General features: G+C 43.0%; 16 protein-coding genes and 1 pseudogene. 9 read left to right on the plus strand and 8 right to left on the minus strand.

Annotated features, from left to right (window positions below; translation table 11 throughout):
* Positions 1–99: 99 nt before the first annotated feature.
* Together ACL6C3_RS22275 and def are read right to left on the minus strand one after the other, a co-directional pair.
* Complete coding sequence (locus ACL6C3_RS22275) at positions 100–303, minus strand: hypothetical protein (protein ID WP_413161247.1); 204 nt, start codon at positions 301–303, stop codon at positions 100–102.
* A gap of 188 nt (positions 304–491) precedes the next feature.
* Positions 492–1,058: a peptide deformylase gene (gene def, locus ACL6C3_RS22280; RefSeq protein ID WP_413161248.1), complete on the minus strand. Its 567-nt coding sequence runs from the start codon at positions 1,056–1,058 to the stop codon at positions 492–494.
* Between the two features lie 878 nt (positions 1,059–1,936).
* Between def and ACL6C3_RS22285 the strand changes: the two genes are divergently transcribed.
* From ACL6C3_RS22285 to ACL6C3_RS22295, 3 genes are all read left to right on the plus strand, one after another.
* On the plus strand, positions 1,937–2,791 hold the full coding sequence (locus ACL6C3_RS22285; protein WP_413161249.1) for a bifunctional 3-deoxy-7-phosphoheptulonate synthase/chorismate mutase: 855 nt from the start codon (positions 1,937–1,939) through the stop codon (positions 2,789–2,791).
* A gap of 168 nt (positions 2,792–2,959) precedes the next feature.
* A complete protein-coding gene (locus ACL6C3_RS22290; protein ID WP_413161251.1) occupies positions 2,960–3,499 on the plus strand; it encodes a VOC family protein in 540 nt (179 codons plus the stop codon).
* A gap of 312 nt (positions 3,500–3,811) precedes the next feature.
* Positions 3,812–4,852 (plus strand): DUF3747 domain-containing protein, encoded by a 1,041-nt coding sequence (locus ACL6C3_RS22295; protein WP_413161252.1) that lies wholly within the window; start codon positions 3,812–3,814, stop codon positions 4,850–4,852.
* 71 nt (positions 4,853–4,923) lie between these two features.
* Here the strand turns inward: ACL6C3_RS22295 and ACL6C3_RS22300 are convergent, their stop codons facing one another.
* From ACL6C3_RS22300 to ACL6C3_RS22315, 4 genes are all read right to left on the minus strand, one after another.
* A complete protein-coding gene (locus ACL6C3_RS22300) occupies positions 4,924–6,561 on the minus strand; it encodes a hypothetical protein (protein WP_413161253.1) in 1,638 nt (545 codons plus the stop codon).
* 230 nt (positions 6,562–6,791) lie between these two features.
* Positions 6,792–7,799, minus strand: coding sequence for a diguanylate cyclase domain-containing protein (locus ACL6C3_RS22305; RefSeq protein WP_413161255.1), 1,008 nt, complete (start codon positions 7,797–7,799; stop codon positions 6,792–6,794).
* A gap of 41 nt (positions 7,800–7,840) precedes the next feature.
* The gene (locus ACL6C3_RS22310; RefSeq protein WP_413161257.1) at positions 7,841–9,148 is read right to left on the minus strand and encodes a hybrid sensor histidine kinase/response regulator; all 1,308 of its coding nucleotides are present in this window, start codon (positions 9,146–9,148) and stop codon (positions 7,841–7,843) included.
* A 410-nt stretch (positions 9,149–9,558) separates the two neighbouring features.
* Positions 9,559–13,677 (minus strand): PAS domain S-box protein, encoded by a 4,119-nt coding sequence (locus tag ACL6C3_RS22315; protein WP_413161258.1) that lies wholly within the window; start codon positions 13,675–13,677, stop codon positions 9,559–9,561.
* Positions 13,678–13,885: 208 nt separating this feature from the next.
* Here ACL6C3_RS22315 and ribBA point away from each other — a divergent pair, with 208 nt between their 5' ends.
* The gene (ribBA, locus tag ACL6C3_RS22320) at positions 13,886–15,631 is read left to right on the plus strand and encodes a bifunctional 3,4-dihydroxy-2-butanone-4-phosphate synthase/GTP cyclohydrolase II (RefSeq protein ID WP_413161260.1); all 1,746 of its coding nucleotides are present in this window, start codon (positions 13,886–13,888) and stop codon (positions 15,629–15,631) included.
* A gap of 117 nt (positions 15,632–15,748) precedes the next feature.
* Here the strand turns inward: ribBA and ACL6C3_RS22325 are convergent, their stop codons facing one another.
* Positions 15,749–16,201 carry a DNA-binding protein gene (locus ACL6C3_RS22325; RefSeq protein ID WP_413161262.1) on the minus strand — a complete coding sequence of 151 codons (453 nt, stop codon included), beginning with the start codon at positions 16,199–16,201 and terminating at the stop codon, positions 15,749–15,751.
* Positions 16,202–16,571: 370 nt separating this feature from the next.
* Positions 16,572–20,756, minus strand: a complete 4,185-nt coding sequence (locus tag ACL6C3_RS22330) for a PAS domain S-box protein (protein ID WP_413161264.1) — start codon at positions 20,754–20,756, stop codon at positions 16,572–16,574.
* Positions 20,757–21,037: 281 nt separating this feature from the next.
* Here ACL6C3_RS22330 and ACL6C3_RS22335 point away from each other — a divergent pair, with 281 nt between their 5' ends.
* The 5 genes and pseudogenes from ACL6C3_RS22335 (at position 21,038) to ACL6C3_RS22355 (ending at position 26,138) form a co-directional block, all read left to right on the plus strand.
* Positions 21,038–22,408 carry a pentapeptide repeat-containing protein gene (locus ACL6C3_RS22335; protein ID WP_413161265.1) on the plus strand — a complete coding sequence of 457 codons (1,371 nt, stop codon included), beginning with the start codon at positions 21,038–21,040 and terminating at the stop codon, positions 22,406–22,408.
* A gap of 104 nt (positions 22,409–22,512) precedes the next feature.
* Positions 22,513–24,276 carry an N-6 DNA methylase gene (locus ACL6C3_RS22340; protein WP_413161266.1) on the plus strand — a complete coding sequence of 588 codons (1,764 nt, stop codon included), beginning with the start codon at positions 22,513–22,515 and terminating at the stop codon, positions 24,274–24,276.
* Between the two features lie 12 nt (positions 24,277–24,288).
* Positions 24,289–24,513: a type II toxin-antitoxin system HicB family antitoxin gene (locus ACL6C3_RS22345; protein ID WP_413161268.1), complete on the plus strand. Its 225-nt coding sequence runs from the start codon at positions 24,289–24,291 to the stop codon at positions 24,511–24,513.
* Positions 24,514–24,524: 11 nt separating this feature from the next.
* Positions 24,525–24,737, plus strand: coding sequence for a type II toxin-antitoxin system HicA family toxin (locus tag ACL6C3_RS22350; RefSeq protein ID WP_413161269.1), 213 nt, complete (start codon positions 24,525–24,527; stop codon positions 24,735–24,737).
* A gap of 96 nt (positions 24,738–24,833) precedes the next feature.
* A pseudogene (locus ACL6C3_RS22355) lies at positions 24,834–26,138 on the plus strand (type ISP restriction/modification enzyme).
* Positions 26,139–26,257: the final 119 nt, after the last annotated feature.

The following is a 26,257-nucleotide window of genomic DNA, read 5'->3' on the forward strand; positions in this document are numbered from 1 at the left end:
AAAAACCGATCACGGGTTGGGGCGGGTTTATGTAAGTTATTTCTGGGTAGGATAAATTTACTCAGAACCCGCCCCTACAAAACTGGTGACTGAATAAAGCTATTCCTGATTGGCCTGAGCATCCCGAACCGCAGCCCAAAACGAAAGCCCTCCCAAGGGGATACTCAGGAGTAAAATAACAGTCGTTACCGTTGCGCCCAGTTCCGGCTGTCCCGAGGAAAGTTCAAAAATCGAACCCACCGCCGCAATCCCGGCTATACACGAAGCCCCTAAAAATAAGGCACTCTTTGGCGTTCCAACCATATTTGTTTTAACCCAATCTGTTAAAAAATCTTAACTTATAGTAATATTTACCCGACTTAAAAGCTAGGAATTGAGGAATTGGCAATTTTTGCCACTCCGGGGCGGGTTGATATGGGTTGAGAGTGGGAAAGATAAATAATTACAGAACCCGCCCCTACAGAATCGTGATCGATTAATCGGAGATGATATTAAGACTTAATATGTTTAACGGCTTTGGGAGAAAACTTGTGTTTGGTCAACTCTTGGGTGAGGGCGAGTTGATTTTCCACCCGGTCTACAAATAATACCCCTTGCAGGTGATCCATTTCGTGTTGAATCGCCCGTGATAACAGTTCATTCGCTCGAATAGTCCGGGGACGTCCGGTTTCATCTTTAAACGACACTTCAACCACTTCCGGGCGGGTCACATCCATATAAACCCCCGGAATACTCAAACAGCCTTCTTGGAAAGGAGAGATTTCTTGACTATACTTTTTAATGGTCGGGTTAATCAAGACTAACGGGGGAGTTGCAGCGTTATCGGGTTCGCAGTCAATCACAATCAGTTGTTTTTGAACTCCCACCTGCGGCGCCGCCAAACCAATACCATCAGCACTATACATCGTTTGCAGCATCTCTCGTATCAATCTGCGAGTGTCGTCATCCACACGAGAGATCCGTTTAGCCGACTGACGCAGAACGCGATCGCCGAGATAATGAATTTGAAAGGGAGGATTGTCTAACTTTTGCTTTTCAACGATTACTTGAGAAGTCATGGATTTCGTCACTCGCTTGCGTAATTACCGTTCTACTCACATCTTAAAGGATCTTCGCAACCGTTGGAGTGAGGTCAGGACGAGGGAAACGGTTCGGATATCAGTCACCAGTTTTTAAAGTTACCAGTTATCAGCGTTGTAGGGGCGGGTTCTGCGTTCAATCTATGTTTCCCACTCTCAACTTATATAAACCCGCCCCCAAGTCGGGAGTAGGGGCGGGTTCTGCGTTCAATCTATGTTTCCCACTCTCAACTTATATAAACCCGCCCCCAAGTCGGGAGTAGGGGCGGGTTCTGCGTTCAATCTATGTTTCCCACTCTCAACTTATATAAACCCGCCCCCAAGTCGGGAGTAGGGGCGGGTTCTGCGTTCAATCTATGTTTCCCACTCTCAACTTATATAAACCCGCCCCCAAGTCAGGATTACGAAGAAAAACCGGGTAACTTCTGAGAAACCGGGTTTTTGGGTAACTCTTGCAAAGTTCATTGACTTTGTGGGTTGCTTGTGCTAGGTTCTTAAGTAGAAATGATTGAACTCAACAAAAAGAGCCAGCAAGCTATGTATTCAGCGAACAGCTATTTTTATTATTGGTTTACCCCGGTTCACCGAGAGTGAGTCCAACTTTTCATGGATAACTCAAGGTGAGCCGCAGAACTAAGACCTGCGGCTTTTTAATTGCTCAGAAATTGCTCAAAACATGATTTCCTCGTATTAGCGAACGGCGATGATTTTACCCAACACCTACTTTTATGGCTTTTATTTTTGGCCCCGAACAGGTTCCGGGTAAGTTGTCATGCTGGTTCTTTTACCTCACCCGGGACACTTAAAGGTTCCGGGTTTTTTTTTGACTCATTCACAAACTTTAGGAGAATTTCACCATGTCTCAGGCTAAACTCGTCAGCAAAACCCATCTTGAACACCAAACCCAAATTAAAATTAACGAACAAACCACCGTTGGCGGTCAAGAGTTGTTAATTATTGGTGGTCCCTGTACCGTTGAAAGTCTCGAACAAATGGAACAAGTCGCCCAACAGCTAACAAAAGCCCCCGTTCAACTGTTGCGAGGTGGCGTCTACAAACCGCGTACTTCTCCTTATTCCTTCCAAGGTCTCGGCTTGGAAGGATTAAAAATTTTAAAGGGGGTGAGTCAGCGTTATAACGTTCCGGTGGTGACGGAGGTGATGTCTATTCCCCAAATTGAATCTGTTGTCGCCTACGCCGATGTCCTGCAAATTGGTAGCCGCAATATGCAGAATTTCGAGTTACTCAAAGCCATCGGACAAGCGGGAAAACCGGTGATTTTGAAGCGGGGACTGGCGGCAACCCTCGAAGAATTTATTATGGCGGCCGAATATATTATGGCGCACGGCAACCCCGATGTCATCTTGTGCGAGCGGGGAATTCGCAGTTTCGATAGTTTCACCCGCAACGTTCTTGACTTGGGGGCGGTTGTCGGACTCAAACAGTTAACCCATCTTCCGATTATTGTAGATCCCTCTCATGCGGCCGGAAAACGGGAACTGGTTGAACCCCTGGCACGGGCGGCCGTTGCTTGTGGGGCTGATGGCATAATGGTAGAGTGTCATCCCGAACCGGAAAAATCTGTCTCCGATGCGCGTCAGGCGTTGTCGTTAAAAGATATGGTGCAGTTGGTGGAAAATTTGCGTCCGGTAGCGGCGTCTGTTGGACGGAAAGTGATTGAGGTGGCTTCTGAGTCCCTTCTTTGCGCGTAAGCATCATACCCAATTTTGTCAATGATTTTTAACTAAAATCGGGGTGGGGCTTGACTCACCCTTGATTTTTTTGCGATCAAAGATTGACATTTGACCGGACTGTGCCAAAAATAGTACACAACAACATTTTCAGATTGATTTTCCCTAAAATAGAATTGGGGGTTGCGGATGAATCAGTTTAAATTACAAGGTATAAATCATTTAGCCTTGGTTTGTCGGGATATGGCTCGAACGGTCGATTTCTACACCAATATTTTGGGTTTGAAATTGATCAAAACCATTGCTTTACCCGATGGCGGTCAACACTTTTTTTTTGATGTGGGAAATGGGGATGCTTTGGCGTTTTTCTGGTTTCCCAATGCTCCCGAATCGGCTCCCGGAGTTGCCTCGGTTGACCCGGAACGTTTAAAAAAAGGGGATATTGTTACGGCTCACGGTTCTATGAATCATGTTGCTTTTAATATTTCTTTAGAACATTTGCAAGATGATCACCAAAAATTAAGTGATTTGGGAATTCCAACTACTCGGATTTTGCATCGCGCAGATGTTCCTTCTGGTTATGTTGAACAACAGAATGAAACGACATTTATTTCCTCGTTTTATTTCTTTGACCCCGATGGAATTTTGCTGGAATTTGCCGCAAAAACACGGGAATTAGGCGATCCAAAACGGGATCTGCAACATGAACCCGCAACCGCTACCAACTGAATGACTGTGAAAAAATCTTTGAGGTTCCGGAACCTTTACCGCAACTTTAAAGACTTGTTTAATGAAGCTGACCGCACAGTTGTTACAAATTTGACTGTTTTTTGGTCGTTCGGATTCTATTTATAGTTAAAAATCAAAAACCTTCTGATCTCATTGAAATGAATCCGAAAAAGCAAATTATTCAGCCATTCAGTTCCGTTCACATCGTTCTCTAATCTAAGTTTCTCTATCAACCTTGTTAACGTCTAGACTATTGCCACTGGGTTAATAGTGTAGAGATTTTGAACACATTTATTGAGGTTTTCTCCTGCTATGAAACGTGCATTTCAACGAACTTTTGCAGCGCTCGCCCTGACCGTTTTATCCACTGTAAATGTCGCCTCTGAAGCTTTTGCAGTTCAATTTGGTCAAAAAGAAGTCGAACAAGAACGGTATGTGGCGATGGCTGTTCCTCGTACTTATGGGTATTCATTAGTTATTGTTGAACAGGTTTCTAATACCACACCCTGTTGGAGCGAAAGTGGTAGCAATCCCATTCAAGTTGATCCGTTATTACTCAACTTTGATTTTACCGGAATTTGTGGTCGGGCAACCGATAGTAACGGCTATTCTGTTCGCATGGGAGGCGAAGATTTAGCCCTGTCTCACAGTCTCAGTGTTCGAGGTTTGGGCGGTGAGATTTTATTAGTTGCAACTTCTCGGGATAATCCCTACAGTGAACCCATTGTTATTGGTCGAACTAATGGTATGTCTAATGGCTTTGTCAAGATTGTTTTAGAACCCGGTTGGCGGTTTACCAAACGCACTTATCAGGATAAAACTTTGGGTCATATTTACTTTACCCATGACTATTCTGCAAGTGCTTATTCCCAAATGGTTAATCCCACTCAAACCGATAACAGAACCGATAACAGCAGAAAAAACACCCCCGACAACAGCACTTCTAAAACACCCGACAACAACGAAGATAACACCGCTAAAACACCCGACAACAACGAAGATAACACCGCTAAAACACCCGACAACAGCGAAGATAACACCGCTAAAACCGCCGATAAAACCCCCGACAACAGCGAAGATAACACCGCTAAAACCGCCGACAATAGCGAAGATAACACCGCTAAAACCGGAAGTTCTACCCGAATTTACAACCGAGTTGGAAACCGAGGAGAAAACCGCAATTCTAATAGCGCTGACAAAACCACAGACGACGACACCGAAACCCGAGTTTCTGAGCGTAATTCCGAGCGAGTTTCTGAACGTAAGTCTAGCCGAGTTTCTAGCCGAGTTTCTAGCCGGAATTCTAACTCAAATTCCAATAACTTTTTTAACCGCTCTTACGACAAATACTAATCGGGTTTAACTCCCGAAAAAGTAGAGATGTGCTATGAGAACACGTCTCTACTTTTTTTTAGGTTCGGCGATTAAGCCAGAGTAATGATTTTATACCATCCTAAGTTATCTTCTAACACACTCACGGGCGCTAATGTTAGGTCTGCACCTCCATCGAGAACCGCTATCCTATCCCCTGCAATTGCCACCACTAAATCATCCCCAGAAGGCAAAACACTGTAGGTTTCATCGAGTATTGTTAGAAATTTAATTTGATCTCCCTGTTCTTGATTAAAGTCTTGAATGAGTGCTTCTCCTTCTCCCTGATACAATTGCTGTAGTTGCAGACCTTCGTTATAAGTTAATAGGATATCACCAAAAACAAAAGTATCCGTTCCCGAACTGCCAATTAAGGTATCAAATTCGCCGCTACCGTCGCTGGTGTAAGAAACTCCTCTGGGCGTGGCAAATTCATACAAACTTTGCACGGCATCGACACCGAAAATCTGATGAGAACCGATGCCAAAAGCGGTAACAATATCATTGCCGGGTGTGCCGATAAATGTGGCCGAACGTTCCGCATCAAATTGACCGACTTGTTCGTAATGATCCAAACCCGAACGATAATTTCCGGCTTCTACTAAGGCATCAACATCGGGATTTTCGACCAGATAATTATCCTCAAAAAAGTTTCGTTCAACTGCGGCTTTATTTCCATAAATCAGATTCAAATCATTAACATCGGTAATTCCTTCAATAATTGCCAAACCCCGGTTATTATTACTGGTAATCCAGAGGGAATCGGGAGTTGTTCGATTCAAGTAGGGGAAGGGTAAAAAGTCGTAATAATCCGGGCTGTTATGACCGAGTTTGATAAAATCATTATTGGGGTCATAATTTCTAATGATCGCTAGACCTCCGGGATTAAAATGATTGTAATAAAAGTCTTTTGGCGGGAGTTCTCTGACATAATTATTTCGGCCAATGAAGAAAGGAGTTTCTGCGCCAATGACAAATGTATCCGAAGCGGAACTTCCCGTTAACATATCTTGTCCCAGATTTCCGCCAACTCTATAAATGCGATCGCCCTCGGCATCTAAACCTACAGTGATTCCTATCAATTCAACTTCACCGACTCCAAAACCTTCTAAAGTATCATTATTAGAAGTTCCGATAAAAGTTGCTTTTCGTCCTTCTTCAAATTGTCCAAATTGTTCATAATGATCCCGTCCGGTTCTCAAAAGTCCCGACTCAATAGCGGGTATAATATTCGGATATCGGGCGAGATATTCGGCTTCAAAAAACGAGTTGCTGTAGCGTCCTTCTTCGGCGCCAAATTTGAGAAAATGTTCTAAGCCATTGCGAAAAGGACGGGGTGCTTCTGAAGGATAAGTTTTGATAAAAGGGATTAGATCTAGATTCGTTTCTCGATAAACAAAATCATTGTAATCCGAAGAAATTTGAGTTCGCCCTTCTTGTTCGTAGCCAATTTCAATAAAATGAGCCAGTCCGGAAGGAAATATTCCCGCATTCACCGCACCGGCAACATCGGGATTTTTTTCCAAATAATAGGCTTCATCGTAGTAGCGAGAAACGCCTGTTAACCCCAGTTGTAACCCAAAACGTTGGAAGTGATCTAAGCCGGATTGAATAATACCTTGTTCGATAGCGGGTTGCAAAAACGGATATTTTTTGAGATAATAATTTTCATCAAAGATATCAAAATTCATCGGAGTTATTGTTTGGAGATCTGCTCTTAATAACTCCGACTCGGAGCGATCGATAAGGTTCCAATTTGACGCTCTCCGGTTGATTAATTCTTGATGGGGAGAGGGCGGGTTTATATAAGTTGAGAGTGGGAAAACACAAATAATTGCTGAACCCGCCCCTAGATCACTGGTGAGGTGGTGACTCTAAAACCCGCCCCCAGATGACAATTATTGATGAATCGGATATAATATTACTGATGAATCACGGTGCGGTTATAGCCTTGTGTGCTTGCTTCTTGGAGTCCCCGATCTGCATTTTCAATCAACATTTTCGGTTGAGATTTATTGCTCGGAATGATACTACTTACCCCCAAACTTAGGGTAATATAAGGACTCTCTTTAGCCGAAGCATGATGAAGTTTGAGTTGAGCAACTTCTGTGCGAATTTGTTCGGCAACTCTAAAGGCTTCGGCGACGGTTGTCTGGGGTAAAATTAAGCCAAATTTCGCATCGCTATAACGAGCAACTAAATTTTTAGCGGGTTTAATGGGGCGACAAATTGCCCAAGCTACGGTTCGCAAACATTCATCAGCAGAAGGATCGCCATTGGTTTTAACATAAGCATTAAATTCATCAATTTCGCATAAAATTATAGAAATTCCGTTTTTTTCTAAAGTTAATCTTTGCCACTGTTCATTAAGATATTCATCAAAACGGCGGCGGTTAGCCACATGAGTCACACTATCAATTGTGGCGAGATGGTGGAGTTCTTGGTTGGCTTTTTTTAGGGCTAATTCTGTTTCAGTCCGGGCTTTAACTTCCTGTTCTAACCGGGCTTTTTGCTCCATTAAAAGCAGGCGTTGATGTTGAATGGTTAGATGGGTTTTTACCCGGGCTAAAACCTCTTGAAATTGAAAGGGTTTAGTCACATAATCTACCGCTCCCATTTCAAAGGCGATCACCTTATCTTTTTCATCATTAAGAGCGCTCAAGAAAATCACCGGAATTTCGCGAGTTTTTCCTTCGGCTTTCAACGCATGACAAACTTCATAACCGCTCATATCCGGCATTCTAACATCCAACAAAATCAAATCGGGCGGTTCCGCTTGAGCCGATCTTAACGCCATTTGTCCATTAATCGCCTTGCGAACTTCGTACCCCTGCTCTAACAACATACTCGACAAAAACCGCAAATTATTCGGCGTATCATCTACTATCAAAATGCTAATTTTATGATGTTCGGTTTGATTTTCGCTCATAGCTTTGATTGAAACTAGGCACTATTTAGAAGAGTTCAAAATTAAAATTTTGATGCAGACTCGGGAAGTTGAACCGGTAGCCAGAGGGTAAAAATTGATCCTTGACCAAAAACGCTTTCAACGTTGAGATCTCCTCCCATCAGTTGAGATAAGCTTTTGGCGATCGCCAAACCCAGTCCGACGCCGCCATACTTGCGAGTCGTGGAGGTATCGACCTGAAAAAACGGTTCAAAAATTTGCAATAAATACTCGGCTTGAATCCCAATTCCCGTATCGCTGCACTTTACTAATAACACATCCGCCAAACCCTCAGCAGAATTAACGTGATTTTCTTTAGAACTTTCGGTTTTGAATGGGTGTTGGTCGAGGCGTTCGAGACTCAAGGTAATCATCCCGTTGCGGGTAAATTTACAAGCATTACTGAGCAGTTGTAAAACGCACTGGCGCATCCAGACGCGATCGGTGTACATCCAACCCGGATCGTTAATATACTCAACCGTTAAAGTATTATTATTTTTTTCGGCCAAAGGTTGAACTTTGGCGATCGCTTCATCAATTAATCCTTTCACGTCAAATTCATGGAGATGAAACTGTTGTTTCCCCGTCTCGATTTGACACATTTCTAAAATATTGCTAAAAATTTCTAACAGATCGTGTCCGGCGTGGCTAATTTGTTGGAGATCGGGAATAAACTCCTCAAGCTGTTGCTCTTGGGCTTCCATTTCCAGCAATTGACTGTAACCGATGATCGCATTCAGGGGGGTTCGCAACTCGTGGCTCATCATCGCCAGAAATTGACTTTTCACCTGAGAGGCTTTTTCGGCGACATCGCGAGCGTGTATCAATTCTCGCAGGGAATCTTCAAGTTGAACCTGAGTGTGTTGTAACTCATCGAGGGTGTGGGTTAATTCTGTGGTTCGTTCTTGTACCCGCAATTCCAGGTCTTTGGTCAGGCGCCGCAGGGTGAGATGAGTTTTCACCCGCACCAACACTTCTTGAACTTGGAAAGGCTTGGTAATGTAATCAACCCCACCGACTTGAAACGCCAACACTTTATTAAACACATCATCTAAAGCGCTCAAGAAAATGACGGGAATATCGCGAGTGGCTTCGATCGCTTTTAACTCCGAACACACCTCATAGCCATCCATATCCGGCATTTTTATATCCAGCAACACGAGGTCTGGCGGGTCAGCTTGCACGGAGCGGATCGCCATTTTTCCGTTAACAGCCTTGCGAATTTCATACCCCTGCTCTTGCAGTATTGAAGATAAAACGCGCAGGTTGTTCGGGGTATCATCAACAATCAGGATATCAGCTTTGTAGTCCCGAATGGGATTGTGAGTCATCGGATGAGTAAATTTGCAATTATGGTAAGAATTGACCCCCTGAATCAATTTTAGCCGTCAATCGGGATAGATCTGTGACTCAGGTACACTTCTCTATACCAATTCACAACTCGATCGGATCGGGGTCAGACAAACCAAGCTTTGATGAGGATAGCTAGCCGAGTGTACGGGAGTCAAAACCCTGTTGAACCGAAAGCAGATGTACTGCTACAGTTCTAGCTTAACTCAGGCTTCTCCTTCGTTGAAAGGGGTCTAGATGATTGAACGGCTGACCTTGTTTGAATCATCGATTACCAAAAGGCTCACCGATAAAATCAATCCATCTCACCTCTTGATTATCCCAGGCGATCGCACAGACTTTATTGATCTCGACTTTGTTGTTATTTTACTCTACAACCCGGTATTTTTTGCTATTCTTCGGGGTGAATTTCGGGACTGATTAACTCTACAATGCGGTCAAATTCAAAATTTTCGACCATTTGGGTTAAGGCTTTGGCGACAGAACTGTGGCTTGGGGGGATAGCTTGAATTAACTCTAACATTTGTCCATCCCGACCCACCAAAGCGGCTTGTTGCATTTGCGTTAGCCAGTCTTGCGACATCATCTGCAAGTGTACGGGTTCAATTTTCTCTAGAATTTCTTCAGAATTTGAACTGGGATTCAAATCATTTGATGGAGTTTTCGGTTGATAAATATACCGCACCCCCAAATAGTAAGCCAGCTTTTCAAAGATAATTTCTTCTCGAAACGGTTTCCCGACAAAATCATTACATCCCGCTTCTAAAACCGCCCCCCGATCTTGTTCAAAGGCGCTGGCGGTCAGGGCGACAATCACCACTTTATCCCCTTCTGAAGACGCCCGAATTTGTTGGGTGGCTTCATATCCATCTAAAATTGGCATTCGCATATCCATCCAAATAAAATCCGGTCGCCAACTGTTCCAAATTTCGACAGCTTCTTGACCGTTTTCTGCTTCTTTGACTTGAAAACCAACGGAGATTAATAACCGCGATAACAGTTCCCGATTTTGCCATTGATCGTCTACCACTAATATTCGATAATCCCGCTGACCCGATTCTAAACCGATGGCGGTTTGAGAGGGTTTTTCCCGTCTAATATCGCAGGCGTCTGTGGGAGTCACTCGAATATTAAACTTAAAAGTTGTTCCCGAACCCAATATACTTTTTACGGTAATATCGCCGCCAATCATTTGTACAAATTTACGGCTAATGGGTAATCCTAAACCGGTACCCTGTTGAGATTTTCGTCCGGTTGCGGTTTGTACAAAGGCGTCAAATATTGTCGGGATTTCTTCCGGGGCGATTCCGGTTCCGGTATCGCTGATTTCAAAGACGAGATTAACCGTATCTTCTGGGGAGTCATCGGGCAAATTTTCTTGTTGAACTCGTAAACTTACCCCGCCTTTTTCGGTATATTTTATCGCATTTCCGAGCAAATTAATTAAAACTTGACGCAGTTTACTTTCGTCGGTTTTAATAAATTGGGGAACGTTTTCTTCCCGCTCAAATTCCAGAGATAACCCCTTAGTTGCCACTTTTAAATGTAGCATTTTTTCTAAACTATTCAGCAATCGGTGCAAATCGAAACTATTTTCATTTAAGGTCATCCGTCCCGCTTCGATTTTAGACAGATCCAAAATACTATTAATTAATGTGAGTAAATGTTCGCCGCTACTGTTAATAATATTCAGACTGTTTTGTTGGTCGGGTGTCAGAGAAGGATCGCGACTCATCAGTTGAGAAAAGCCCAGAATCGCATTTAAAGGCGTTCGTAATTCGTGGCTCATATTTGCCAAAAATTCACTTTTCGCCCGGTTTGCGGCTTCCGCAGCGTCTTTAGCTTGTTCTAACACCATTTCCGCTTGTTTGCGCTGAGTAATATCTTTTAAAATAGCGGTATAAATCCAACCGTCACGGATTTTTAACTTAGAAATCGAAGCTTCTGCGGGGAATTCTTCGCCACTTTTTCGCCGTCCACAAACTTCCCTCGAACGTTCACCCATTTTGCGAGATTGACATTCTAAACGAGAAAAATCACCCACATATTGATGATGAACAGTTCGCGCTTTCATCGGGAGAAGCATATCTAAAGATTGACCAATGGCTTCAGCAGGAGAATAGCCAAAAATCTTTTCAGCGCCGTGATTAAACAGTAGAATATTTTGATCTTCATCTACAGAAATAATCGCATCTTCTGCATTATCTAAAATTCCCGCCAATCGTTCTTGACTTTCTTTAAGTTTTTGTTCGGCGATATCTCGTTCTAAACCAATCGGAATCATCTCCCCCACTCGTTGAATTAACTTGATTTCTTCGGGACTCCATTCTTTAGTACAACGCACCATGCTACAACCAACTGAACCGACAATTTCTCCGGTGCTAATCATCGGAACCGCCAAAACCGATTGAGTTCCTTCAAGTTTCCAATTCCGTTTTTCATTGATCGCTTCAGAGGGTAAATCTTCGAGATTGGGAAGGTGTATAATATTATTATTTTGAAGCTGTTGATAACTCCAACTGAGCGGTTTAACCGACATTTCTTGTACTTTTTCCATAACCGAGGGAATATTTTCATTACACCACTCGTGAGTCATTTTAATATACTGTCGTTCTCGATCTGCATATTGAACCACATAACAGCGATCGCTGTGGGTTAGTTTACCAATTTCAGCCAGAGCAAAATTAATCGCCGTGTTCACATCTTGGTCAACAAACTGCTGAAAAATCCGGCTAATTAAATGGTCAATTTGAGAGCGATTTTGTAGGGTCAATTCCGTTTGTTTGCGTTCGGTGATATCGTGAATAATACTTAAAACACAAGTTTGTCCGTTTAAATCGATCAATTCTGCCGAGTATAACCCGATGCGAATCTCTCCCGATTTGGTGATAAAATTAGATTCAAAACTGCGAATAATCCCCTGTCGGTCGAGTTGTTCAAAAATGCGTTCTTGATCTTCAGAATCCGCCCAAATTTTCAACTCCAATGTATTTTTATTGGCAACCTCAACCGAGGTATAACCGAAAAATTTCAGCGCACTCTCATTAAATTCGAGAATATACCCATCAATTAAACGAGTAATCAAACTCGGATTGGGGTTGCTATGAAACGCCTTAGAAAACTTATTTTCAGACAATCTTAACGCCCTTTCCACCTGTTTTCGCTCCCAAATTTCCTCCCGCAACAGTTGATTAACATCTTTGAGTTGTGTCGTCCGTTCTTCGACCCGAATTTCTAACACCTCAAACGCCGATTTTAACTGACGCGCCATCTGATTAAACGACTCGGCTAACACTTCCAATTCGCTCACCCGAGCCGAATGAACCGTTTGATCTAGCTGTCCAAAAGCGATCGCCTGAGTCGCCCGAGCCAGTTGTAAAATTTGTCTGGCGATCCAACGAGAAGTAAACAAACCCAAGCCGGTCGCCAATCCCAAAGCCCCCAAACAAAGTATAATAGTCGTGCGACGACTGGCATTAATCTGCCCCATAAAATCGGCTTCGGGAACCACAACAACAATCAACCAATCCAACCCATAACCATCAGAATAGGGCGACACTTCTAAAAAATGCCGTTCACCGTTTATTTTAAAATCCAATTGCTCAACTTGATTAATATCACCGAGAGAACCGACCGATTCAATTAAATGTTTAATGGTCGCCCGAGTCAAAGGATCTTGACTTTCTACGCCTGGAATTCTAAACTCTTGAGCATTATCCGGGTTAATCTGATAAAGCGGTTCATAGGTCGAAGTCGCCACCAATTCCCCCGAACGTTCCAAAATAAAAATTTCCCCCGAAGGCGTTAATTTTAAACGGCGAAGAAAATCACTCAACACCGTTAAAATCAAATCAACCGCCATCACCCCTTGTAAATTTCCACCGCGATCGTAAAACGGTTGAACGGCTGTTATCCCAAATTCTCCGCGAATAAAAGGGTAAATCGGACTCCAGGTGGCTTGTCCCCTTTTAAGGGCTGCGTTATACCAAGGTCGAGTGCGAGGGTCAAAATCATCGAGGGATTTCAGGGGAGAAATGCGTTCAACTAAGGGGTCGCGCTGCTTTAACAACCCTTGATAGTAGCCTTGAGACGCAAAACTCCCCAAAGAAGATTCGGGAGTGCGAGAAACCCCAAGATAATCTCCGTCTGCGGTACCGAGATAAATTTCTTGAACCGACTCAAAGCGCTGCATTTGCAAAATAAAGCGGTTTTCAATCACCGATAAATTTTTCAGCGCCAGTTGTCCGATCCGAGCCGCATCCGTATTAATCTGGGTAATCAGCAGGGGTTCTTCGAGATAATTGTTGAGCCGTTCGTTCACGTGATCGCCGAGTTCATCCATCAACTGACTCGCCAAATCCTGAACGGCTTTTTGACCGTTGCGGTGGGCGAGATATCCGGTTAACCCCACAACGGCGACAATCTGAATCGCAAAGGGTACGATCAAGATCAGTTGTAAGGGCATCCTGAGTTGGAGAGTGAGTAGACGACGCACGGGATTGACAGGCATAGCTGCAAGAGGAGACGGACTATAAATTTAATCTCAGCTTAATTTTGATGTCGGCGATCGGCGGTTTATGGAAAGATTTAAGATAATTTACACATTTTCATCCTAAGCTATTCCAGGAACGATTGTTAACCGAGCGGTGCCGGGATTCAGTCAAACCGTTACAATCAAAATAAGCTAAATTGACAGCCGAAAAGGTGTGAACGACTCCGTGTCCTCTACAAACCATCCAACTCAACCCTTTAAATTCGACTCCATCGAAGCCGCCCTCGCTGACTTGAAAGCCGGACGTTCTATTGTCGTCGTCGATGATGAAAATCGGGAAAATGAAGGCGATCTCATTGGCGCCGCTCAGTTTGCCACCCCCGACATGATTAATTTTATGGCGGTTCACGGGCGAGGATTAATTTGTCTGGCCCTCACAGGCGATCGCCTCGATCAACTGGATTTACCCCTGATGGTGGCTAACAACACCGACAGCAACCAAACCGCCTTTACCGTCAGTATCGATGCGTCCCCGGCGATGGGGGTCAGCACCGGGATTTCCGCCGAAGATCGCGCCCGGACGATCCAAGTGGCGATCAACCCCTCAACTCGTCCTCAAGATTTACGACGACCGGGCCATATTTTCCCCTTGAGGGCGCGAGATGGGGGCGTTTTGAAACGGGCGGGCCACACCGAAGCGGCGATCGATTTGGCTCGGTTGGCGGGGTTGTATCCGGGGGGGGTGATTTGCGAAATTCAAAACCCCGATGGTTCGATGGCTCGTTTGCCGGAGTTAATTGAGTACGCTCAGGTTCACGATCTCAAACTGATTAGCATTGCCGATCTGATTAGTTATCGCCTCATTCACGATCGCTTTATTCATCGCGAATCGGTTGCCAAATTGCCAACTCAGTTTGGTGATTTTTTGATTTATGCCTATCGCAATACTCTTGATAAATCGGAACACGTCGCGATTATTAAAGGCGATCCGATGCGGTTTAAGGATATGCCGGTGATGGTGCGGGTTCATTCGGAATGTTTGACCGGAGATGCGTTTGGATCGTTGCGCTGTGATTGTCGGATGCAGTTACAAAGTGCCTTGAAAATGATCGAACAGGCGGGTTCGGGTGTGGTGGTTTATCTGCGGCAGGAAGGCCGAGGAATTGGTTTGATTAATAAGTTAAAAGCTTATTCTTTGCAAGATTTGGGATTGGATACGGTCGAAGCGAATGAACGTTTGGGATTTCCGGCCGACTTGCGAAATTATGGCATGGGAGCGCAAATTTTAAATGATATTGGCGTGAAAAAGATTCGCTTGATTACCAATAATCCCCGGAAAATTGCCGGCTTAAAAGGTTATGGGATTGAAATTGTCGATCGCGTACCGTTGTTGATTGAAGCGACGGATTATAATTCGGTTTATTTGGCAACCAAAGCGAAAAAATTGGGTCATTTGTTGATTCAAACTTATTTGGTGACGGTGGCGATGCAATGGGATGAAACGGGTGTCGAGTCGTTGAAGGAAGAGTTAACTTCGGATACGCCGGCGACTCCTGCGGTGTTGAAATCTGCCGCCCGACTCCACGAACTTTCCGATCGCTTAGAAAAACTTTCTGATCTGGCTAGAAGTCACGATTTATTATTACAAGAAGAACGGCGTCCGGTGGCGACGGCTTTGTTTCATCGGGCATCTTTAACGTTTCATTTGGGTTTGGATCAACCCGATGCGGCGAGTTCGGATTGGTACGAACAAACGGATCATCCTTATATCGAAGCGATCGCTAAAATTCTCGATCAAATGATTACTTCCCCCGGTCTTCAAAAGTTAGAATTTCTCATCGCTCCGGGAGTCGATCCGCTGGCGAATTTAAAAGTACAACTTCAGCGAAAAACCTTTTCTCTGAGTGAATTTCCGTCCTCAGTTTGCGATCGCCTCGAACCCCAAACCATTTACAGTTTTTCTAAAGACTAACCCGAAAAAATATAGCGCAACGCAGGCGGCAACAGGCAATTCTGTAGGGGCGCGCCTCCGAATTAATTGATCATTTCCCGCAGACAACTGATATCAAGTAGCCCGGTTGAATAGCCATCATAAAAGTGTGGGGAGATCAAGAGATTTTGACTCACCGACGATCATCACTTTATTTAGGGTTTCAATCCAAACCCTCGCACCACAACTGAGCGGCTTATCGGGACTATAGACAACACGACATCCTCCCAGTATTTCGACCTGATGTCCATAAACGTTAGTATTACCCTTCTTGACCGTAATCACGGGAAGTTGTTGCTGTTGTTTTTGATTTTGCCGAATTCTTTGAGAATTAACGTGAACAATCGTTTGAGCGGGCAATCTTGGATTGCGCCAACGAGGATCGGGGCCTCTTGTACCTCGCTTAATAATGGGTTTACCGTTAAAGAGGGGAATTAGCCACATCTTCCCGGTTTTATAAGCACCTCGGACTCGGCCTTCGCTCAGGAGAACTCGCAGTCGAGCGGTAGAGATTTCTAAAATATGGGCTGCTTCTGTAGTACCTACTATCATTGGACCCTCTGGGGACTATTTGGGAATCGCAATAGTTTAAAAACTGTATAACTCAATTATAAATGATCGGCCGCTCAATAGTCAATGCTCTGGCTATTCGGTGTTCGGAGTAGCGGGGTTCGGCCGCGCGCCTGTTCACTGTCGGTGGTACGGGTTCGCGACTCGCGGTCTTGGGGTCCCCCCAAGTGGAGCGCTTGCCTTGCGGCGGGCGCGGTTTCCGCCGAGAGCGCAAAGTCCGTTGCTCTGGTTCTCAGAGTTGAAGGAACGATGCCACGAGAGCGCTCGTTCGCGCATAGAGCGACTGGCGAACCCGTAAGGGTCAGGTGTCTGTAAAAACTGGTCACTGTTCACTGTAAAAACTGGTCACTGTTCACTGTTCACTGTTAAAACTGGTACTGAATTGACGGATGGGGATGCGGATGATAAATTCTGTTCCCTGTTCGGTTTGAGAAATACATTCAATCGAACCGCCATGTTTTTCGGTGATAATTTGATAGCAAATCGATAAACCCATCCCCGTACCTTTCCCGACCGGTTTGGTGGTAAAAAAGGGATCGAAGACACGCTGTTGAATTTCTGGGGGAATTCCTAAACCGTTATTGGAGATGGAAATCAGGACTTGATTATCTTCAGTTAGTTTGGTGTGAATCCGAATGTGAGGATAATCGAAACTTTCTCCATTTTCTATGAATTTTAAGATCGATTCTTCGAGGGCGTCAATAGCGTTGGTGAAGATATTAATAAAGACTTGATTGAGTTGACCGGCGTAGCATTCGATCCGGGGTATATTGCCATATTCTTTGATGATTCCAATCTCAGGACGGTTCGGTTTTTTGTACAAACGACTCTCGACGATCATTAGGGTGCTATCGATACTTTGGTGGAGATCGATAGTTTTTAATTCGGCTTCGTCCAGACGGGAAAAGGTACGCAGTGACTCAACAATTTTTTTGATTCGTTCCGCTCCCGTTTGCATGGAATTAATCAGTTTGGGTAGGTCTTCGATGACAAAATCTAAGTCAATGGTAACGATTTCGGTTTCAATTTCGGGATGGGGGTTGGGGTAGTGAGTTTGATAGAGTTCGATCAGTTTTAACAAATCGTTGGCGTAGTCGTGAGCGTGGGTTAAGTTACCATAAATAAAACTTGCTGGATTGTTGATTTCGTGAGCGACACCCGCAACCAGTTGACCTAAAGAAGACATTTTTTCATTTTGGATCATTTGCGCCTGAGTGCGGCGAAGTTCTTCCATTGCTTGTTCGAGTTGTTGTGCTTTGGTGCGAGTTTGTTCGTAGAGTTCGGCTTGTTTTAAAGCAATGGCTAATTGTTCGACAACCGCTTCTAGTAAACTCACTTCTTCATCGGTCCAGTTGCGAGTTTTATTCTGGTGCATACTACAGGTGAGTAAGCCAATTTGACCGGACGATCTTCTTAGAGGTATACTGACTAAAGATTTCGTTTTTGTCGCTTTTAAAACTTGTCTAAAGGCTCTATTGGGTTCGAGATCGGCATTAACAATTTTGATCGCTTCTCCCTCCAAGGCGTTCTCGGTTATTCGAGCGATCACACTGGCCGAAAAAATTCGCCCTTGAAAGTCGGGTAAATCTTGATTACGGGCTTCTGCGATCACTTCCCAGTAAGGCTGTTCCCCGTGAGGATAATATAAGGAAAACCCGCAGCGATCCACACCCAAACATTCTTTAACGCTGGCTAAAGTTGTCTGTAAAATTTTATCAAAATTTAGAGATTTTCGGATTTGTGTTGTCAGTAGATTCAGGATTTTTTCTCGTCTGGCTTGTTGTCTGAGGTATTGTTCGGTTTGTTTGCGATCGGTAATTTCTACGGCAATTCCAACCACACCAATGGTCTGATTTTTATCGCCCAAAATCGGAGTTTTATAAATCTCTAGCCAGCTTGTTTTACCCCGCTCGTCAACAATTCTTTTTTCAAAACGTTGGGTTTTTTCCGAGGCTAAAACTTGCAGATTATCTCGAAGAATTTTTCGCGCAAACTCCGCATTTAAAAGATCGGAATCGGTTTTTCCAATCATTTTTTCGGGAGTTAACCCCAATCTCCGACTCAGAGGTTCATTCACGGCAATAAATTGACCTTGTTTATTTTTTAACCAAGCCATATGAGGAATATTATTGAGCAAATACTTAATCTGAGTTTGCTGCATTCTCAGTTTTTCTTCTGTGCGTTTGCGTTCGGTAATATTTTCGCTAGTCGCGACAATTTTATAAACTTTACCTTCGACATCTTTTAAAGGCGCAAGGGTCAGAAACCACCAGGTTAAATCATGTTCGCTGACAAATTTTTCCTCAAAGGAAATACTCTCACCCAGGCGAACAACTTCTCGATAACGGGGGAGGAAAATTTTAGCCATTTCCTCGGAACAAACTTGTTTGAGCGTTTGACCAATAAAGTTGTCTAGCTGTTGACTGTAAGCTCGAATTGCAGCCGGATTAAAACTCACAAACCGAAAATCTTCGCCGTCATCAATCACATCGAGAACAAAGATACCGTAATTAATATTATCCCAAATACTTTGCAGAAAATCCGTTTGGGTTTTGAGTTCTTGTTCAGTCCGTTTGAAAGCGGTGATCTCGGTGGAAATTCCGCAGAGAGCATAGGGTTGATGATGTTCGTTTAATAAGGGAAATTTGACCGCCAAAAAATGCCGCATCTCTCCCCCAGAAATAACCGTTTCTTCTAGATGAATCGGTTGACCTTGAACAATCACCTGTAAATCATTATTTTGTATAGATTCGGCAATTATACCCGGCATAACTTCCCCGTCTGTTTTGCCAATCCAGTCCGCTTGTTTCACCTGAAAAATTTCTTCAACCGCACGGTTAATTAGCTGGTAGCGCCCTTCTAAATCTTTGACATAAATCGCCACGGGTGTATTATCTAAAATCGCTTGCAGTTGCGCCTGAGAACGCTGTAATTCGCTTTGAATTCGTTTTTGTTCGGTAATGTCAATTGCCATCGATGCGACTCCCACTAATTCCCCTTCTGCGGTAACGAGGGGAGTGTTATACCATTGACAAATAATTAAACGATTTTCTTTAGTTAGGTTACGATTAATGCTATGACTTCCATTGTGTTGTGTTAGTAAATGGGCAACGACATGATTAACTTGTTGTCGCTCAAATTCGGGAACCAAAAATTCCAGATTGCGTCCGATCGCTTCAGAAGCCGTGTAGCCAAAAATACGCTCGGCTGCGGGGTTCCAAGCCGTCACCCGAAACTCACTATTCCACTCAATTACCGCCAGGGGTGTTTGCTGAACTAATAGAGAAAGTCGCTGTTGAGAAACCCTTAATTGTTCTTCCATCGCAATCCGATCGCTAATATCGCGAATAATCGCAATATGACCTAATAAATCTCCCGAGTTATTTTTCAAGCCATCTGCTCGCACAAAGCTATTAAACAGTCTCCCCCGACAAGAACGCTGCACCAGTTCACCCGTCCAAGACTCGCCCCGCATCACCGTTTGAAAAATTTCGACCGCTTTTTCGGGTCGCAAAAATGCCGAAGGAATTCCACCCGCTTGATTGAATTCTTCAACGGTTTCGGCTTCAAAAAGTTTGGAGAAAGCTGCATTTTGATAAGCGTGTTTTCCCTGAGCATCGGCAAAGGAGATCGCATCACCGCTACATTCGACCATGTACTTGAAAAAGGTCAGTTCGGCTTCAATTTTTTTGCGGTCGGTAATATCTTGAAAAGACCAAATTCGACCATAATACTCTCCCGATGGAGAGCGAAGCGGCGCCCCGTAGCGTTCAAAGATCCGTCCATCTTTTAACTGAATTTCGTCTTCGATAATCAGGTCTCGATGTTGGTATACATATTCAACTTGATCGATAAACTCTTTCGGCGAAGCCAGTTGATCCAAAACATATCTTAATAATTCCGGGTCTTTACCCCGTTTCATCAGGGTGGGGGGAATCTGCCACAGTTGACAAAATTTTTGGTTATAACAGAGGACGTGGCGATCGTCGTCAATCATCAAAAACCCCTCATCGGAGGCTTCCATTTGAGCCTGTAAAATCGCATTGCTGCGGGTGAGTTGTTTGAGGAGGTCAGCCTGTTGTTGTTCTGCTTGAAAGCGATCGCTGATGTCGCGACAGACGCAGATCACGATTTGGTCTTCGGTATAAGTTAGGGAAACTTCTTGTACAAATGTACTGCCATCCTTGCGTTTGGCGATCGCTTCTCCGTGCCAATGACCCACAGACTCTAAAATAGGGATGGCTTGCTGTTGCAAACGGTTTGCTTCTGATGGTTCGTAGAGAAGTAACCAGGGTTGACCGATCAACTCTTGTGCATCGTTATAGCCAAAAATCCGCAAATGCTGAGAATTGAGATAAACATATCGACCGTTCTCCAGCAGAGCAATACCATCAATAGCCGCTTCGATCGCCGCCTCTTTTAACCGCAGAAGTGCTTCGGGAGTTCGGGTATTGAGGTGATTCATTTGACAGGGTGTAGACAGTTGAGCATCAGCAGATTGAGGCTTAACGGGGTGATCTGAGTTCGACGGATTCATAGAGGGCGGTGGAGTAACCTGTTGATCGGAAAACGAACGTCGGATTTCTTCTTTTGTACAGTATGCCTTAAATTAATAAATTTGCGTTCTTGATGCTGCCGATCTTTTACTCCAGGATATCCCAACAGGATTCTCCAAGAGAAATTGATGATTTTTTGAACTCATGTCCCCAAGTATTTTAACTCAAAATAGCAAGATTTGCAAGAAAAAATTGAGGGAAAACCCCAGTAATTTTGGGTTTTTCATTTCCCGGTTTTACCTTTGTTTAATTCGGTTAAAAGATGAATGTTGGCGACTTTTTCTCACAACTCGGTTTACAACAAAAAGAACTCCAAGGCGCTAATTTAGTCGGGGCGCAATTGCGGGGGGCTAATTTTCGAGGATTAAATCTTAGAGGTATTAATCTGAGTGAGGCTTTGTTAATTTATGCGGATTTAATTGAAACGGATTTAAGCGATGCGAATCTCAGTAAAGCTTTGTTGTCTGAAGCGTTTATGAATCTCGCCAATTTAACAAGAGCAAACCTCACCGGTGCAAACTTACGAGAAGCCACTCTCGTCGGCGTTGAACTCACAAATGCGAATCTAACTCAGGCGAGTCTTAAAAAAGCAAATCTTGTCGGTGCGAACTTAGATCGAGCCAATTTAACCGGTGCCAATCTCAGCGATGCTGACTTGAGAGGCGCTCAATTATTTACCGCTATTCTTAAAGGATCGGTTTATAGCAATCGCACGTTATTTCCTCCAGAAATTAATCCCACTCTGGCGGGGGCTTATTTATTGGCTCCCGATGTTTTTTTATCAGAAGTTAATCTCTCAGGTGTTGACTTGAGCGGTGCCGATCTCAAAGGCGCAAATCTTCGGGGTGTTAATTTATTTCAAGCAAATTTATCGGGCGCTAATCTCAGTCGAGCCAATCTATCAGGTGCAAATTTAAGCGGCGCAGATCTGCGAGAAGCCCTGTTAAATGAAGCCATTCTGGAAAAGGCAATTTATGATCCCAATACTCGCCTATCCGCCCAGATTGATTTACGCTTGGGAGGGGCTTATTTAATTGCCCCAAATGTTTCCCTTCCGGGGATTAATCTCAGCGGTGTTGATTTGAGCGAAAATAATCTATCGGCTGTTAATTTATCCGGCGCAAACTTAAAAAGAGTGTGCTTAAAACATACCGATTTAACCCATGCTAATCTTAAGGGTTCCTGTCTAGATAACTCGAATTTAGAAGGGGTAGATTTACGAGAAGCCAATTTAACCGCAGCGAGTTTATTAGAAGTTAATCTGCAAAATGCGGACTTGAGAAAAGTCGATTTTACTCGGGCAAATTTGGATCAATCCGATTTAACGAATGCCGATTTACGCCATGCAGATTTTACCCAAGCCAGTTTACAAGAGGTTAATTTTACCGATACCGATTTACGCGGAATAGATTTTACTCGCGCCAATTTAACTCAAGCTAATTTAGAAAAAGTCAACCTCAGTCAAGCCGAATTAATTCGGGTTAATTTAGAAGGGGCGAACTTATCCGGTGCCGATTTAAGCGATGCAATCTTATTTCAAGTTAACTTAAAAGGTGCCAATCTCAAAGGCGTTAATCTCAAAGGCGCTAAACTCAACCAAGTTATTTTAGATGATACCGATTTAAATCTGTAGGTGCATCACATTTTTAAGTAAATTATTTAATCACGGGGTTAATTGTCTGATGTACTTTACCCCGATGCGGTAAAATTATTATTGACTTAGACATCTGTTTGTATATGCCGAATCTCAATCTTAAACCCACTCACAAACCGATTAAAGCCTACTACCAAGCTTTAGAACAGTATGCGAAATTGGGAGTGAACCACGAGGGGGCGGTACAAACGGCATTTCAGCAGTTGCTAGAGTCCTGCGGTCAGCAGTTCCAATGGACTTTAGTCCCCCAATATGCGATCAAGCGACCAAAAAAACAGCCGATTCGGATAGATGGGGCTTTGGTAGATGACTATAACTTGGCTCGGGCTTATTGGGAAGCAAAAGATATTAAAGACGATTTAAAGAAAGAAATTAAGAAAAAATTTGCGGTAGGGTATCCCAAAGATAATATCATTTTTCAGCAACCTAATCGCGCAATTCTTTACCAAGATGGCAAACTGGTGATGGATGAAGACATCACTAAACCGCAAATGTTAGTTGATGTGGTGCGTCAGTTTTTTGAATATCGTCCGCCCGCGATTGAACAATGGGAAAAAGCCGTTGATGAGTTTGGATTTCGGGTTAAAGAACACGCCACAGCCCTATTAGAATTAATTCGAGAACAGAGTCAGAAAAATAAAAGGTTTATTGATGCGTTTGCTAATTTCTTACAACTTTGTCGCCAGTCTATCAACCCCAATCTTTCCGAAGAAGCGGTTGAGGAAATGTTGATTCAGCATTTATTGACCGAACGGATTTTTAGAAGTGTATTTGATAATCCCGATTTTTCCCAACGGAATATTATCGCCAGAGAAATAGAAACGGTAATTAATGCTTTAACGTCTAAGTCTTTTAGTCGCAGTCATTTTTTAAGTAAGCTAGATCGGTTTTATGGGGCGATAGAGGAAACCGCAGCAACGATTGATGATTATTCCCAGAAACAGGATTTTCTCAATACAATTTATGAGAAGTTTTTTCAAGGGTTTTCGGTGAAAGTAGCCGATACTCATGGGATTGTTTATACACCCCAACCGATAGTTAATTTTATGGTGAAAAGTGTTGAGGAGATTTTACAAAGGGAGTTTGGAAAGTCGTTAGTTGATAAAGGTGTACAGATTCTCGATCCGTTTGTGGGAACGGGTAATTTTTTGATTCGGGTGATGCGAGAAATTGTAGAGATTCAAAAATCTGCTTTACCTGATAAATACGAACAGGAATTACATTGTAATGAGGTGATGTTGTTACCTTATTATATTGCTTCGATGAATATTGAGCATGAGTATTTTGAACAGGTTGGGGAGTACAAATCTTTTGAGGGGATTTGTTTGGTTGATACGTTTGAAGATCAGGCGGTTCAACAGTTGAATTTATTTAGCCCGGAGAACATGAAGCGGGTTCAAAAACAAAGAAATTCCAATCTGTTTGTGATTCTGGGAAATCCGCCCTACAATGTCGGTCAGTTGAATGAGAATGATAATAATAAAAACCGCAAGTATACCAACAAAAATAAAACGGGAATTGATGATATTGTTTCCGCAACTTACGCCAAAGCCTCAAAAGCAACGAATAAAAATGCGCTGTCCGATCCCTATGTTAAAGCGATTCGTTGGGCGAGTGATAGAATAGGTGATGAAGGAATTATCGCCTTTGTGACGAATAACAGTTTTATTGACCAAATCGCCTTTGATGGGATGAGACAGCAGCTAGAAAAGGAGTTTGATCAAATCTATGTCTTTGACTTGGGAGGAAATGTTCGTAAAAATCCTAAGCTGTCAGGAACAACTCATAATGTTTTTGGGATTCAGGTGGGTGTGAGTGTTAATATATTTGTGAAGAAAAAAAAATGAGGAGGTTATCTGATGCAAAGCTCAATATCTACTCAATTTACTATTGAAACAGAACAAGAACTGGATGGTCGTTGGATCGCAGAAATTTTAGAAATACCGGGTGTTTTAGTCTACGGTTCAACTCAACAAGAAGCGATCGCAAATGTACAAGCTTTGGCGTTGCGAGTAATTGCTGACAAACTCGAACACGGAGAAATTAGCTTGGGTTTGACAAGTTTAACCTTTGTTGCTGTTTAGAAAATCGTAATATGAGTCAGTGGTCATCGACAAAAGCTAGAAAAGTGTTAGCCGCACTAGAAAGAATTGGATGGCGGATTAAACGACAAACCGGATCGCACAAAATCCTAGAAAGAGAAGGTTGGGATGATTATGTATTTGCTTTTGGGGATAGTGATGAAATTGGTTCAAGAATGCTTGCTCGTATTGCTAAGAAAACCGGATTAAAACCAGAAGATTTATAAAAAAAGCGGCAAATTATATGAAAATATAATTTATTTTTTGTCCAAGTAAAAATTGGAATATGAACCATGAAAAAAGCTAAAATTTACTACGCCAGAATGGATGAGTTTTGGCGGAAAGAAGAAAAGTTTGATTATTTAGAAAAAGTTCAACACATTGGTAATGTGGAATGGGAAGACATTAAGCCTGATAAAAAGCACACTTGGTTGACGGGTGAATTAGAAGATGATTTTGAGACGTTTATTCCATTGGGAACTAAAAAAACGAAATCAGCTAAAGGAGATGTAAGTGATTGCTTGTTTAAAATTTATAGTCGAGGTGCTGAAACCGCCAGAGATGAATGGGCTTATAACTATGATAGTCAAGAGTTATCAAAAAATATACAAGCTTTTATCAACTTCTATAATCAACAGGTCTACAAATGGAAAAATGAGAAAAAAGAAGGAGATACGGTTGATTCTTTTGTATCTTACGATGAGACTAAGATCAAGTGGAGTAGTCGGTTAAAGGAGTGTTTGAATTCCGGTATAACAGTAGAGTTTTCGCAAGATAAAATTAGAAATTCGATTTACCGTCCATTTACTAGACAGTATTTATATTTCGATAGTGCTTTGACTCACAGGCGAGGACAGTTTCCCTTAATTTTTCCTGCGGAATCTAACGAAAAAGAAAATCAGGTGATTGCCGTTACAAATCATTCACAGATTCCTTTTGTGGTACAAATAACAAATAGTATTCCCGAACAAGCAATTGGAGGGAGGACTGGTCAATGTTTCCCCTTCTACACCTACGATGAAGACGGAACAAACCGCCAAGAAAACATCACAGATTGGGCATTAGAACAATTTCGCAATCAATACCAAGATCCCACAATTACTAAATGGGATATCTTTTATTATACCTACTCAATCCTTCATCATCCCGACTACCGAGAACGCTACGCCGCCAACCTCAAACGAGAACTTCCCCGCATACCCTTCGCCCCAGAATTTCACCCCTTTGTAACCGCAGGAAAACGACTCGCAGAAATTCATATCAACTACGAAAAACAGCCCGAATATCGCCTAAAACACCTAGAAAATAAAGACATACCGATAGATTGGCGTGTCTAAAAAATGCGCCTTTCCAAAGACAAAACCCAACTCAAATATAACGACTTTCTCACCCTAACAGGAATTCCCCCAGAAGCATTTGAATATCGCTTGGGAAACCGTTCCGCCTTAGACTGGATCATAGATCAATATAAAATAAGCACGGATAAACGAAGCGGAATTACAAACGATCCCAACCGCCTTGACGATGAAGAATATATCGTTAGGTTAATTAAAAAAGTGATTACTGTCAGTTTAGAAACCGTGAAAATTGTTAAAAATTTACCCGATTTGGGGTTGCCGAATGATTGATCGTTTATCCTGTAGGGTACATCAGACAAATAACCCAGTGATTAGAACATTAACTTCAAAATCTGATGCACCCTACGATTTTGGGTTATCGGCGAAAAGATTGACGAAAATATCATAAT

The organism is Capilliphycus salinus ALCB114379 (assembly GCF_047276495.1).
GTDB lineage: Bacteria > Cyanobacteriota > Cyanobacteriia > Cyanobacteriales > Microcoleaceae > Capilliphycus > Capilliphycus salinus.